Source organism: Paraburkholderia lebeckiae, from assembly GCF_050436225.1.
GTDB lineage: Bacteria > Pseudomonadota > Gammaproteobacteria > Burkholderiales > Burkholderiaceae > Paraburkholderia > Paraburkholderia tuberum.
Genome location: NZ_JBNDLU010000003.1, coordinates 65900 through 78677 on the forward strand (window position 1 = coordinate 65900; position 12778 = coordinate 78677).

A 12778-nucleotide genomic window follows, 5' to 3' on the forward strand; every position below is an offset into this window, starting at 1 on the left:
GTGGCGCGCGCCTCATCACTCTCGTAAAGGGATGCGATACTGGCGAACAGGGGACGTATGTCCGCTGCACCTGGGCGGATTCAATCGGTCGATGCAACACAATGAACGTCGCATGAGCGGCGGGAGTGTTGCAAATGAAACAGAGGCCGCCGGATCTATTACAGCGAAAGCCAGAAGGCTGCACGCGAGCCAGTCCGCAGAATCCCGCCACCTGACCGCCAGCTCCAGTTCGCCATCATGCCTCACACGCGCGCGAATGGACGAACGGCCCAGCTGAGCCGCTTACGTTTGATCTTCAAGTTCACGATCAAAGATTTTTGTTGGCGAAAGTACGGAGCCACGATCGTCCGCTCCCAAACGACGAACCGTTTTGACACGGTCTGGGCCAATATCCGCCGCGTTTCGCACGTACGACAACGCCGCTTCAGGAACAATTCTGCTTATCGCAAAGAGCCAACCATCCGGCTCGGCTGGCAGCGGCCCTAACCTCGCCTGGTCGGCGACGTCAATTGTTGAACGGTGCATCGACAAGAACCAAGCTCTCCAGGGTAAATGGATTTCAACCCGTGTAACGGCTATGCATCCGTTGAATTCCGGCTCCGTCGATTCGCCCTCGGCGAAGCGCTACCGCGCCGTCCCTGGCATCGACACCTCTGCGTGCGCCGACGGCGCTTTGCACCAGGTTGTCCATTTCGCCGATCACGTGCGCCAGTTCCCCCGTAATCACAGCGAATTCGCGTCCGAACTGCCCCGCGCGCGCGGCAGCAACGCGCGCATTCAGCGCGACGATGTTTGCACGCATGGAGATCGCTGCCAGTTCGTCGACGACGGCTAACTGACGCCGGCGCGCCGCCGTCTCGACACTCTGCATTTCGTCCTGATATGCCTGCGTAATGGCCTGCAGAAGATCCAGCAGCGGAGAGGCTTCGTCGGTGAGCCGGCCAACGGCTTCGTCGCGGAGTACACAAACCGGCTGGGGATTCCGTTCGAGCGCTTCGATGGCGTCCGCTGCGAGTCTCATGAAGCCACGAATGCGCTCGTCGGCCCTCTGCGAGCCAAAATAGAGGGTGCGTAGCGCGTCCGAGAACGCGCCGGGTAAGCGATCGTCGCCATCGACTAGCTGGGCGTGCGCCTGCGCAAACGTCGCGAGGCACGTCCGTGCGACGGCAAGCGCCGCCGCTTCGCCACGGACGCTCAGCAGAACGTGTAGCACGATGCGCTGCGAGAGCATGCGCTGCCGGCCCGCGAGGTTGATGAGTTCACCAACGATTTCCCCCGATACCGTATCTGTAAGGTCCCGCCTGTTCATCATGAGTAACGCACCTGATCCCGAGAATGGTCCGATATGCGAGGCGAAGCGTCGTGCCCCCTTCGGGCAAACAAAAAAGCGTCCCGAAGCGCACCGGACATGGAAACTATGCCCACAGTGTCACTTCGGGACGCCGTTGCCCCGCATGATCAAGTACCCGCCGTTTTTGCGGGGTCTTCGTTTGATTGGGCCACCGTTGGCCCGACACTTTCAACACAGCAATACATGTGCCATCAGGCGCTCCGCGAGACCGCACCCGGTGGCGACGAATAGTCAGGGTCCCTGCGCTCAAACGCCGGCCCCTTTGACGTGCCTGATGCGCCTCCTGTTGGTGCATCGCACCTATTGCGGGCACGCGGAGTAGATGGTTCACGGCTTTGCTCCGGGCGGCACAGCCGTGCGGCGCGTGTCCGTTGTTGCAGCTCGCAATTTCCACTAGCGGTGTCCACAGAAGCGCTAACCTGTCCGCTCATTCGGCTAGCGTGCCTTGCCGTGATAGCGAAAACTGCAATCCTCGCGATAACGATTTATCGCCCCGAGAGCAGCTTCGAGCGATGGTGTCCGACGCTCGCGGCCAACAATAGCGATCGCCATACCGCGGCGTAGTGCCCCTGCTTTGGCGCGGTCCTATTCGAACTCCGCGATCCGCAGCCCAATTTCCCAATGGCTTCATATCTATTCCGTTATACAACACATAACGAATCAATATTTCGGCCTTGATATTGACTCACCATCATCGCTGACGCGACGCAGCCAGTCGTCTGCCGACTGGCGTCGTTTCCTTCCAGTTCCCATCTTCGGAGACTCCATGAGAACAAACTTCGCTCGCGCGGTGGTGCGCTCACTGCGCCCTGCGGTTACGCTTTTTGCCGCGCTTGGCATCTATGTCGCGTTGAGCCCCACTGCCACCGCCGCGGTGCCGATGGGCGTCGCGTTCGTCTACCTCGGCAACCCCGGTGACGCTGGCTGGACCTACGCACACGAACAGGGCGTGAAGGCGATCGAAGCGAGGTTCGGTGACAAGATCAAGGTCACGCGCGTCGAGAACGTACCCGAATCCGCCGACTCGGAGCGCGTGTTTCGCGACCTCGCGAACAAGGGCAACAAGATTATCGTGGGCTCGAGCTTCGGATTCCAGGACTTCGAACTGAAGACTGCAAAGGATTATCCCGAGGTCGTCTTCGAGCATGCGACCGGATACAAGAAGGCCACGAACTTTGCGACCTATGACGTGCGAACGTACCAGAGTGCCTATCTGGCTGGGCTCATCGCCGGCTATACGACGAAGACGAACACGCTCGGATTCGTCGCCTCGGTGCCGGTCCCGGAAGTGGTCCGCAACATTAACGCCTTCACAATGGGTGCGCGTTCGATCAATCCGAATGCGAAGGTACGGGTCATATGGATCAGTAGCTGGTTCGATCCAGGCAAGGAGAAACAGGCGGCCGAAACGCTGATTGGCCAGGGAGCCGACGTGCTGATCCAGAACACCGATTCGACGGCGACAATGCAGACTGCCGAGCAGAAGAAAGTGCACGCGTTCGGTTGGGACTCGGACATGAAGAAGTTCGGCCCGAATGCCCAACTGGGCGCATGCGTGAGCTACTGGGGCGTCTACTACTCTCACCTGATCGAACAGGTGCAATCCGGCACGTGGACCAACGCGCCGACGTGGTGGGGTCTCAAGGAAAAAGCAATCGACCTCGCTGACATCAACACTGCAGCCGTATCGCCTGCCGCGCAAAAGGCGCTGGCGCAAAAGCGCGACGACATTATCGCTGGCAGATTCGATCCGTTCTCCGGGCCGATCAGGGATCAGAATGGCGCAATCAAGGTGGCAGCCGGCACTTCGCTGCCCGACGCCGAGTTGCTGCGGCTCAACTGGTTCGTGCAGGGGGTCGAGGGCACGTTACCGAAGTAACTGAGCCAACGTGGAGGAGACACACCTTGAGCCTTACCATTTCCCCGAAGCAGAACGCGTCGGAGCTCCCTGAGCAGGGGCTCGCGCCGACACGCGAGCAGATCGTCCGCCATCTGCGTCATGCAAGCGTTATCGCAGAACGTGCGATGCTGTTGGGCCGTCACCCGTTTGGCGCCATACTCGTCGGGCCTGATCAGGAGTCGGTTCTAATAGAACAGGGCAATGTCGATTCCGTCAATCATGCGGAAGCGGTGCTCGCGCGTATCGCCGCGCTCAACTTCACGCCGCAATTCTTGTGGGGTTGCACGCTCTATACGACGGTTGAGCCATGTTGCATGTGCGCAGGCACGGCATATTGGGCCAACATTGGGCGGGTGGTTTTTGCAATGACGGAAGAGCGGCTGCTGCAAGCCACGGGCAATCATGCAGAGAATGCGACGATGAGTGTGTCGTCGCGGTATGTCTTCGACCATTGCCAGAAGCGCATTGAACTGGTTGGGCCCGTGGCCGAGGTTGAGGAAGAAGTGATGCAGGTGCAGCGCAGGTTCTGGGGACGCCGATGAGCATGGCGCATCGCGGCCTTATGTTCGCATCATGCCGCGCGCGGAGCCGCCACCGCCCGCGCAGCGGCCGCCGCAGTCACCGCGCCCGCAGGGCTCAGTTCGGGCCTTGCGCAGTTGCGGCCGTTCGCCGGATCAGACCACCCGAACGTACCCCCACGCTGAGAGACGGACAGCATCCTCGCATGACTCGATGGTGAAAGCCCTGCGCCTCGCAAACTCACGCCGGCGATCGAGGAAGCCAGCGGCGCTCACTGGAACGAGCATGAGCGGAGCAAGTCGCTGACCGACCCTCGCGCGCACTTTTCCGGTGAGGTAGGAGCACAAATGCTGAGATGGCGCGGTCAGATCGCGTGACGTCGCATGCCGGTGCTCCGAGCACACCACCGGTCCGCGTTGGCGTAGGCGTGGCCACCGCTCGTGCCGCGGCAGCAGACGACAACGGTGGACACGATCGCTGTGCAGACCGGCACGCGGTACCCTCCACCACGCCGCAAACGCGCTACCGCTGCGGTACGCCGTCGCGCCACTCGCCCCAATGCGTGACGATGTCCTGCACGAGCGGATTGCCCGTGAGGAACAGATTGTCGATCGCGATCGTGAAGCCGCCCTGCGACGAGTAGTTGAGCAGATTGTCCGCGCTCGACTGGCCCGCGTACGGCCGGTCGAAGTCCGAGCCAGCGCGCAGCACCGCGACACGGTTCAGGTCAACGCGATGCACGATCGCCGCGCGCGTCAGCGCCTCGAAAGTGGCGTTGTCTTCCTGCTGCGTCGTGCAATAGGTGCCCTTGCCGTCGGTCAGGATCTTCGTCCATTGCCTCGCGCGCTCGCCGAGATCGGTGCCCGACCACCAGGTATCGCCCGCCAGCGTGTCGCACTGGATCACGGTCGGCGGACGGTTCGCGGGCGCATAGTTGTATTTGGCGCGGGCAGCCTGCGCCTGTGCGTCGTCGGTCAGCGTCACGTTGCGCGACAGCGCGAATGCCGCGTTTGAAAGCGCCGGATTGAGCTGGAACACTTCGGTGCGATAGTCGAGCGGCGGCTTCTGCGTCGGGCCCGTCGTGTTGATGCCGAGATAGCCGGTATTCCAGCCCGGCGGAATTTCGCGTCCGTCGATTTCCCATTGAATCCCGAAGTCGACGAGCCAGTTCGCCCACGCAGCGGAACCGACGGTGCCCTGAAGCGGATCAATACCAGCGATGCCCGCCACCATGAAGTACGTATGACGCAAGTCGAAACGCGGCGAGAACGTCAGCGCCATGATCGACGCGGCGGCATTCGCGTGCCCCATGCCCGTCGTCATCACGCAGACCTCCTGGCGATTGCAGTGTACGGCAGGGTAGTCAGGAGACAGGCCCGCGACGGTGATGTCCTGCCACGGGCCGAGATGATCGAGCCACACCTGGCCTTCCGGACCGAACATCGAAATGATCATCACCTTGACCGGACGGCCATGCGACCCGCCGTCGTCCCGCGCGAAGCTGTCGTCGGCATGCGCGATGGCCGGTGCAACTGCCGCGCCTGCCACGAGCAACGATGAAATCGCTACACCAAAAGCACGATTTAGCATAAGAGGTCCCACCTGATATGTAAGAACTGCGGTTGCGAAACGTGAGTCGCGTGCCGTGTTGTCGACTGACGTCGTAGTTTTTTGTCGGCGTGCAGCGTGGGACCTGGGCGTGAGCCGTTCAGGTGACTGTGAGTATAAGCAGAGAAAAATCTGTATTGCCAAGCGGCGGCGAATTTCGATGCGGACGAGACGGCAACGGCTGACAGAACGTACAGCGACTGGTTCTGGCGCAAATAGTGAAGGTGAATCGATTAAAGTGTTGCCCCCGATCTCATCATCCGACAATGAGCAAGCTGAAGAGTAAGGACGAACTGTTCTCAGGCCGCCACTTCAACCGCGACGTGATCATTCTGTGCGTGCGCTGGTATCTGCGCTACAAGCTCGGCCTGCGTGATCTTGTCGAGATGATGACCGAGCAGCAAGGCAACCAAACATCAGGGCAAGCCGCCAAAGACCATCATGCTCGATGGCTATGCCGCGCCGCGCGACGCCAGCCTCAAGTACCGACCGCCCCGGGCAAAGCATCGTTCGCCGAGGCCGCCGCGCTGCCCGCCACGGAGTCCGTTGGCGCCGGAATGCAGAAATCCCGTGAGGGCCGGACCGTCAGCGGGCCGGGCAACGGCGGCGGACCATCATCCATGATCATGTGGAATGCGCGTGCCATGTCGTCCGCAAGCGGACGGTCGTCACGGTAGGTCGGCAAGACAGCGCGAACCTGGCTATACAACGCCTGCGTATACGGCGCGCGCTCGGCCGCGATAGGCTGCAGGTCGTATGCCTGAACCGCGGCAAGCAGTTCAATGCCAAATATGCGGCCGCTGTTGTCGATGACGGCCAGCGCCTTGAGCGCGGCCGGCGTGGCGTGGCAAAGGTGATCTTCCTGCAAGCCGGACGTCACACCGCCGTCGAGGCTCGCGGGCGCGGCCTCGCGGCGGTTCTGCGCGACCAGCGCCGCAGCCGTGTATTGCGCGATCATGAAGCCCGAGCGCGTGCCGCTCGCTTGCGCGAGAAACGCGGGCAACCCGCTCACGAGCGGATTGACGAGACGATCGAGACGCCGCTCCGCCATCGCGGCCACCTGCGCGACCGCAGCCGCGAGGCTGTCCATGGCGAGCGCGATCGACGCGCCGACGGCGTGCGCCTGCGAGAACACGCGCGGCTCCTCGGGCGTGCCGGCGATGATCGGATTGTCAGTCGTCGAGGCGAGTTCGCGGTTCACGACTTCGGCCGTCGCAGCCAGCACATCGCGCGCCGCACCGTGCACATGCGGAATCGTGCGCATGCTGAGCGGATCCTGCGTACGCCGTCCGAGTGCCGCCGCCAGCAGACCGCTGCCCAGCAGCGCTGCGCGCATGCGCGCGCCGACCTGCGCAAGGCCCGGTGAGACGCGATACGCGAGCGAGCCCGCGTCGAACGCCACCATCTGCCCGCCGAGATTCTCGAAGCTCATCGCCGCCACGGCGTCAGCCCAGTCGAGCAGCCGGTGCGCGCGTTGCAGCGCGAGCGCCGCGAGCCCGGTCACGCACGGCGTGCCGTTCACGAGGCTCAAACCTTCTTTCGCTTCGAGCGACAAGGGTTCGAGCCCCTGCCGGCGCAGCGCCTCGGCACCGCTGATGCGCTCACCACGCCAGTTCACGTGCCCCGCGCCGACGCACACGAGTGCGATATGCGCCATGTGGCTCAGATAGCCGACCGAACCAAGCGCGGGCACTTCGGGCAGGCAATCGGCCTCGAGCAGCGCGACGAGCCGCTCGACGAGTTCAACGCGCACGCCCGAATGCCCGTGCGCGTAATTGTTGATGGCTGCGGCCATGATCGCGCGCGTCTCCTGCGCGCCGAGCGACGCGCCGACGCCCACCGCGTGGCTCATCAAAATGTTGTGCGAAAGCGTGTGCTGTTCGGCCGGCGACACCACCACGTCGCACAACGCGCCGACCCCGGTGTTCACGCCATAGGCACGCATGCCGCGCGCGATGATCTGCTCAACGAGCGCGCGCGCGGCGCCAATGCGCTCGCGCGCTTGCGCGGAAAGCTCGAGCGGTGCGCCTGCCGCGACGGCGCAGACTTCGCGCCAGTCCAGCGGGCTTCCGGTACGGATGACGGTCATGATGAACCCCGACGATGGATCAATGTGCGTTGCGGTCCTGATGGCTCGACACGAACTGGCGGAAGCGCTCCGACTTCAGTTCGCCGAATACCTCCGCGGGCGTGCCGTCCGACTCGACCTGGCCCTGATGCAGGAACATCACGCGATTGGAAACGTGTTTCGCGAAGCCCATCTCGTGCGTGACGACGAGCATGGTGCGGCCCTCGTCGGCAAGCGTGCGCATTACGCGCAGCACTTCGCCCACGAGTTCGGGATCGAGCGCCGAAGTTGGCTCGTCGAACAGCATCACCTTCGGATGCATCGCGAGTGCGCGCGCGATTGCCACGCGCTGCTGCTGGCCGCCCGAGAGATGTGCGGGATAGTGGCCGCGCTTGTCGGCGAGGCCGACCTTCGCGAGCAGCGCCTCGGCTTCCTCGACCGCTTCGGCGCGGCTGCGCTTTTGCACGCGCATCGGGCCTTCGATCAGGTTCTCCAGCACCGTCATGTGCGACCACAGGTTGAAGTTCTGGAACACCATGCCGAGCTGCGAGCGTACGCGGTCCACCTGGCGGCGGTCGCCCGGTTGCAGCTTGCCGTCACGGCGGCGCTTCATCTTCAGCGCTTCGCCGGCAAGCGCGACGGTGCCGTCGTCGGGCATCTCAAGTAGGTTCAGGCAGCGCAGGAACGTGCTCTTGCCCGAGCCGCTCGCACCCAGGATCGAAATCACGTCGCCTTCGTGGGCGTCGAGCGAAATGCCCTTGAGCACGTGATGGTCGCCGAACGACTTGTGGATGTTCCTCACGGACAGGGCGACCGGTGCGACTGCGTTCATACGATTCTCCGGAAAGATGGGCCGATCAGGACGCGACGCGGCGGGTTTCGAGTTGCGTGGCGGGACGGCGCACGACGTTGGGCGCGGCGCGCAGATGGCGCGAGAGGCGACGCTCGACGAGGCCGATGAGGCGCACCACGAGGAAATTCAGGCATAGATAGATCAGCGCAGCGCACGTGAACACCTCCGTCGTGCGATAGGTCTGCTGAATGATCTGTTGCGCGACACCAGTCACTTCCCAGACGGTGACAAGGCTTGCGAGCGCCGTCGACTTGACGAGCAGCACGGCTTCAGTCGAATAGGCGGGCAGGCACTGCCGCAACGCGATGGGGCCGATCACGCGGCGCAGCAGCGCGAAGCCCGACAGGCCGATTGCATGACCCGCCTCGATCTGCCCGGCCGGCACGGCCATCAGGCCGCCGCGGATGATCTCGGCGGTGTAGCCCGCCGTGCACAGCGCGAGCGAGAGCACGGCGCACACGTAGGGCTCGCGCAACACGGGCCACAGGAAGCTTTCGCGGATCACGCCGAACTGTCCGAGCCCGTAGTAGACGAGAAACATCTGGATCAGCAGCGGCGAGCCGCGGAACACGAGAATATAGGCGCGCGCGAAGCGGTTAGGCAGCCAGTGCGGCGAGACGCGCATCGTGACGATCACGAGCGAAAGCAGGCCGCCGAGCACGAGCGAGGTGAAAAAGAGGCTCAGCGTGGTCGGCACGGCGGCAACGAGCTGGCGCGTCGTGTCGAGAAGAAAATCGAAATCGATATGCATGATTAGGCCGCCCTTGCGTCAGTTGCGCGCGAAGTTGCGCTTGAAGGAGCGGCCGACGATCGTCTCCGCCCGGCCGAACACACGGTTCGAAACGCCCGTCATCGCGAGATAGAGCGCTCCGCCAACGACGAAGAACAGGAAGTACTGGTGTGTCGATCCCGCCGCGACCTGGCTGGCACGCAGCAATTCGACGAGACCGGTGACCGAGATCAGCGCCGAGTCCTTGAGGCTCAACTGCCACACATTGCCGATACCCGGCAGTGCGAATCGCAGCACCTGGGGAATAAGGATGCGGCGCGCCATGGTGAGCGTCGGCATGCCGATCGCGCGCGCAGCTTCGAGCTCGCCGCGCGAGACAGCTAGCACGGCGGCACGATAGACCTCCGTCTGATACGCGCCGGAAATCATGCCCACCGCGAACGCGCCAATCACGAACGGCGGCACGCCGATGAAGCCGTCGGCACCGAACCACTGCCCGATCGAGGACACCAGCGTCGAGCCGCCAAAGTAGAACAGATAGATGACAAGCAGTTCCGGCACGCCGCGGAAGACGGTCGTGTAGAAGTCGCCGATCACGCGCGCCGTGCGGAAGCGCGAGAGCTTTGCCGCTGCGACGAGCGCGCCGAATACCGCGCCGATCGCGAGCGCCGCAAGCGTCAGCACGACTGTCATGAACGCACCGAGCAGGAGCAGGCCGCCCCAGCCATCGGTCCCGAAGCCGAGCATTTCGAAAAGAGCCATCACACCACCTCAACCAAGCCTGCGAAACAAGCCGCGCGGCATCAGCCTTTCGAGCCGGATCAGGCCGAAGCGCGCGGTCACGTTGTGAGCGACGCTCAGGGCGTCACATCGGTCTTGAACCACTTCTCCGAAAGCTTCTTCACAGTCCCGTCGGTAATCGCCGACGCTATCGCCGCGTCGAACTTCGCCTTCAGGTCCGCGTCCTGCTTGCGGAACGCGAGGCCTTCGCCCGGCCCCCAGATCAGGCCGCTGATCTTCGGGCCGGCCGTCACCGTCGGCACCGCTTCCTTCTTGTCGGTATTCGCGGCGTAGTACGTCACATCGTCGAACGACGCGTCGATGCGGCCATTGGACAGATCGAGATCGCGTTCCGGCGAGGTCTTGTAGACGCGGATCGACGCGACATCCTTGAAGTTCTCGTTGATGAAGCGCGTATAGACCGTGCCCGACTGAATGCCGATGGTCTTGCCCTTGAGCGCCGTGCGCAGCGCCTGGACGGCGGGCGCGTTCGACTTGGCGTCGGAGTCGAGCTTCAGCGGCGCCGGGGTGTCGGTTGCCTTCGGCAGGATCTTCGTGTCGGTGACCGCGAAGGTCGCCGGCGTGGACGCATACGGCTTCGAGAAGGCAATGATCTTCTCGCGCTCTGGCGTGATCGAGATCGCATCCATCAGAACATCGAACTTTCCGGCTTGCAACCCGGGAATCATGCCGTCCCAGTCCTGCGCCACGAGATTGCACTTGAGTTGCGCCCGGGCGCACAGGTTAGCGGCGAGTTCGGGTTCGAAGCCACCCAGCTTGCCGCCCGGCAGCGTCATGTTCCAGGGCGCGTAGCCGCCTTCGAGAGCGATCGTCACTGTCGTCCAGTCCTTCGCCTCGGCGGTGTTGCCCGCAAGCGCCGCCGCTCCAAACGCGGCACCGATCAAACTCTTGACCAACCATCTGCACTTCGCCTGCATGTCCACACTCCTTGGATTGCCGAAAACTTCATTACGGTAGCGCGCCAATCGCGGTTTCGTCTTGTCTAGACAAGATGGGGAAGTCGAATTTTGGCGCAAGCGCAATTTCTGAAAATGTCGCCGATTCAGGGTATCCACCAGGTCAGGGTCTCGGATCCCGTCTTGCTGGAACCCTCGGAAGAATGGCGCTCGTGGCGCCTTGCGCCAAAATGGTGCAACTCTTGTTCAGCAGGCTCTGCATTTATGACGGGCGTGCCAGTACGGAAACGTCTCGAATCTGCCGAGGGGACACAGAAGAAAGCGGGCGCGACTTCGGGATGTACGTCGAGTTGACTAGACGTTCCGGCAGCGACTGCGCTTCCACATCGCTGCCTTTCAGGCTCGCAGCACAGCTCAACACGGCGATATGCGGGTGAGCACCAGTGCTTCCCCACCGATGCCACCCACCAGACGCCCTTCGTGGAAGATCGGTACGCCACCGCCGACCGGCGTCAGCCGCGGATGGTGCGCCAGCGGGGCAACGGTGGGTTCGGCCATGTACTGATTCCACTGGTGCGTGGCCATGCCGAATGACGCGGCGGTCCATGCCTTGTCGATGGCGACGTCAACGGTCAGGAACGGGACGGAATCCGAGCGCTCGAACGCGCGCAGGTGACCGCCTGCATCGGTAATTGCGATTATCGCGGCGAACCCGCGCGCGGCGCATGCGCGGCGTGCTTCTGCCAGCAGTGCTTGCGCGGCTTCCAGGCTGATCGTTGTCGTGTTGATGATTTGCGATGTCATGTTGATGCTCGTTTTCAGAAGGGTTCAGTGGTTAGCGATGACGACCTTGCCGATCATGTCGCCCGCCTCGACCAGCGCATGCGCTTCGATGAGACCTGCGGCGTTGATGCCATCAATGCTTCGCGCGTTGAATGCCTTCCTGCGCGAACGCTGCTCTGCATTGCTGGCCAGCTATCCCTCGGGAGGCTCCCGATCTGCGTAACGAAGTTCGCCCTTTCCTGATCGTTTCAATGAGTCGACCGAAGGCTCAGGCGCGAGCTCAATGTCTTGAACTGGATACTCGGATAGGTGAAGTTTTGGCATCCTGCTTTCCAGGAAGGTGCACAGTTCCTGCACCTGCGCCGCTTTGTCGGAATCTTCCGGTCTGATGAGGTAATACGCGTCACCACTTCCAACGGCGGTTTTAACGGCAGCAGTTCAGCCCTAGCCTTTGCCGCCGACAAGAAGTCAAGATCTGGAATGAAAGGACTTAATGCAGCACGCCTAATTCGCACGCTTTTTCTTATAAGAGTTTCACGAATTGATTGAATTAAATGTCATTTCACTTATCCTATTTCCAATAGTCGCGCGATGGTCCAAACCAGCAGTCCTCTCGTCGGAGGTCAGCGCCAATGAGTCCCGTCATCATCACCCTGCTTGTGCTCCTGGGCGTCGCGCTGCTACTCGCGCTCTGGCTGATGGGCATCTACAACGGGCTAGTGGTTGCCCGGAACCGCTTCGCGAACGCCTTCGCCCAGATCGACGTGCAGCTCAAACGCCGCTACGAGCTGATTCCGAACCTGGTCGAAGCGGTCAAGGGCTACATGGGTCACGAAAGGGAGACGCTCGACGCCGTCATCAAGGCCCGCAACAGCGCGATGGCAGCTGAGCAGAAAGTCGCCGCCAACCCCAGCGACCCAGCGGCCATGAGGGGGTTTAACGAGGCCGAGGCGCAGCTGGGCGGCACTCTGGGCCGGCTTTTCGCGCTATCCGAAGCGTACCCGGACCTCAAGGCCAACCAGAACATGCTCGCACTGCAGGAGGAACTGAGCTCGACCGAGAACAAGATCGGCTTCGCCCGGCAAGCCTTCAACGACGCCGCCACCGACTACAACATCCGGCGCGAGGTCTTCCCGGCCGTCATGGTGGCTGGCATGTTTGGTTTCAAGGAAGCGGCGCTACTCGAAACCGCAGAGGCAGAGCGCGCAGCGCCCAAGGTGTCGTTCCGGTAACCCGGAACCGCCACGGCTCCGTGCGCTTCATGCACCC

General features: G+C 62.7%; 13 protein-coding genes and 1 pseudogene. 5 read left to right on the forward strand and 9 right to left on the reverse strand.

What is annotated here, in order from left to right; translation table 11 throughout:
* Nucleotides 1–282: 282 nt before the first annotated feature.
* Both OKW45_RS35055 and OKW45_RS35060 read right to left on the reverse strand, forming a co-directional pair.
* Complete coding sequence (locus OKW45_RS35055; protein ID WP_429473456.1) at nt 283–531, reverse strand: hypothetical protein; 249 nt, start codon at nt 529–531, stop codon at nt 283–285.
* A gap of 28 nt (nt 532–559) precedes the next feature.
* On the reverse strand, nt 560–1312 hold the full coding sequence (locus OKW45_RS35060) for a type IV pili methyl-accepting chemotaxis transducer N-terminal domain-containing protein (RefSeq protein WP_429473457.1): 753 nt from the start codon (nt 1310–1312) through the stop codon (nt 560–562).
* An 805-nt stretch (nt 1313–2117) separates the two neighbouring features.
* On the opposite strand from OKW45_RS35060, the gene OKW45_RS35065 reads away from it, so the two are divergent.
* A complete protein-coding gene (locus OKW45_RS35065; RefSeq protein WP_429473458.1) occupies nt 2118–3230 on the forward strand; it encodes a BMP family ABC transporter substrate-binding protein in 1113 nt (370 codons plus the stop codon).
* 26 nt (nt 3231–3256) lie between these two features.
* Entirely contained in the window at nt 3257–3793 is a 537-nt protein-coding gene (locus OKW45_RS35070; protein WP_018422327.1) for a nucleoside deaminase, read from the forward strand.
* Between the two features lie 499 nt (nt 3794–4292).
* Here the strand turns inward: OKW45_RS35070 and OKW45_RS35075 are convergent, their stop codons facing one another.
* Nucleotides 4293–5360, reverse strand: coding sequence for a purine-nucleoside phosphorylase (locus tag OKW45_RS35075; RefSeq protein ID WP_429473459.1), 1068 nt, complete (start codon nt 5358–5360; stop codon nt 4293–4295).
* 284 nt (nt 5361–5644) lie between these two features.
* On the opposite strand from OKW45_RS35075, the pseudogene OKW45_RS35080 reads away from it, so the two are divergent.
* Nucleotides 5645–5779 (forward strand): annotated as a pseudogene (locus OKW45_RS35080) (IS6 family transposase); the annotation flags it as partial.
* Nucleotides 5780–5856: 77 nt separating this feature from the next.
* On the opposite strand, the gene OKW45_RS35085 reads toward OKW45_RS35080, so the two are convergent.
* The 6 genes from OKW45_RS35085 to OKW45_RS35110 form a co-directional block, all read right to left on the reverse strand.
* Nucleotides 5857–7467: an HAL/PAL/TAL family ammonia-lyase gene (locus tag OKW45_RS35085; protein WP_429473460.1), complete on the reverse strand. Its 1611-nt coding sequence runs from the start codon at nt 7465–7467 to the stop codon at nt 5857–5859.
* Between the two features lie 19 nt (nt 7468–7486).
* Nucleotides 7487–8278, reverse strand: coding sequence for an ABC transporter ATP-binding protein (locus OKW45_RS35090; RefSeq protein ID WP_429473461.1), 792 nt, complete (start codon nt 8276–8278; stop codon nt 7487–7489).
* Between the two features lie 25 nt (nt 8279–8303).
* Complete coding sequence (locus OKW45_RS35095; protein ID WP_429473462.1) at nt 8304–9050, reverse strand: ABC transporter permease; 747 nt, start codon at nt 9048–9050, stop codon at nt 8304–8306.
* 18 nt (nt 9051–9068) lie between these two features.
* Nucleotides 9069–9791 carry an ABC transporter permease gene (locus tag OKW45_RS35100; RefSeq protein WP_018422333.1) on the reverse strand — a complete coding sequence of 241 codons (723 nt, stop codon included), beginning with the start codon at nt 9789–9791 and terminating at the stop codon, nt 9069–9071.
* Between the two features lie 95 nt (nt 9792–9886).
* Nucleotides 9887–10747, reverse strand: a complete 861-nt coding sequence (locus OKW45_RS35105; RefSeq protein WP_429473463.1) for a transporter substrate-binding domain-containing protein — start codon at nt 10745–10747, stop codon at nt 9887–9889.
* Nucleotides 10748–11140: 393 nt separating this feature from the next.
* Nucleotides 11141–11530 (reverse strand): GlcG/HbpS family heme-binding protein, encoded by a 390-nt coding sequence (locus tag OKW45_RS35110; RefSeq protein WP_429473464.1) that lies wholly within the window; start codon nt 11528–11530, stop codon nt 11141–11143.
* A 288-nt stretch (nt 11531–11818) separates the two neighbouring features.
* On the opposite strand from OKW45_RS35110, the gene OKW45_RS35115 reads away from it, so the two are divergent.
* Both OKW45_RS35115 and OKW45_RS35120 read left to right on the forward strand, forming a co-directional pair.
* Nucleotides 11819–12058, forward strand: coding sequence for a hypothetical protein (locus tag OKW45_RS35115; protein ID WP_429473465.1), 240 nt, complete (start codon nt 11819–11821; stop codon nt 12056–12058).
* A gap of 83 nt (nt 12059–12141) precedes the next feature.
* Nucleotides 12142–12741: a LemA family protein gene (locus OKW45_RS35120; protein ID WP_184012200.1), complete on the forward strand. Its 600-nt coding sequence runs from the start codon at nt 12142–12144 to the stop codon at nt 12739–12741.
* Nucleotides 12742–12778 lie beyond the last annotated feature (37 nt).

Coding starts and splice junctions, on each gene's coding strand:
- OKW45_RS35085 (WP_429473460.1), bottom strand. CDS start 7,467: ATGACCGTCATCCGTACCGGAAGCCCGCTGGACTGGCGCGAAGTCTGC.
- OKW45_RS35120 (WP_184012200.1), top strand. CDS start 12,142: ATGAGTCCCGTCATCATCACCCTGCTTGTGCTCCTGGGCGTCGCGCTG.
- OKW45_RS35060 (WP_429473457.1), bottom strand. CDS start 1,312: ATGATGAACAGGCGGGACCTTACAGATACGGTATCGGGGGAAATCGTT.
- OKW45_RS35090 (WP_429473461.1), bottom strand. CDS start 8,278: ATGAACGCAGTCGCACCGGTCGCCCTGTCCGTGAGGAACATCCACAAG.
- OKW45_RS35095 (WP_429473462.1), bottom strand. CDS start 9,050: ATGCATATCGATTTCGATTTTCTTCTCGACACGACGCGCCAGCTCGTT.
- OKW45_RS35075 (WP_429473459.1), bottom strand. CDS start 5,360: ATGCTAAATCGTGCTTTTGGTGTAGCGATTTCATCGTTGCTCGTGGCA.
- OKW45_RS35065 (WP_429473458.1), top strand. CDS start 2,118: ATGAGAACAAACTTCGCTCGCGCGGTGGTGCGCTCACTGCGCCCTGCG.
- OKW45_RS35100 (WP_018422333.1), bottom strand. CDS start 9,791: ATGGCTCTTTTCGAAATGCTCGGCTTCGGGACCGATGGCTGGGGCGGC.
- OKW45_RS35105 (WP_429473463.1), bottom strand. CDS start 10,747: ATGCAGGCGAAGTGCAGATGGTTGGTCAAGAGTTTGATCGGTGCCGCG.
- OKW45_RS35110 (WP_429473464.1), bottom strand. CDS start 11,530: ATGACATCGCAAATCATCAACACGACAACGATCAGCCTGGAAGCCGCG.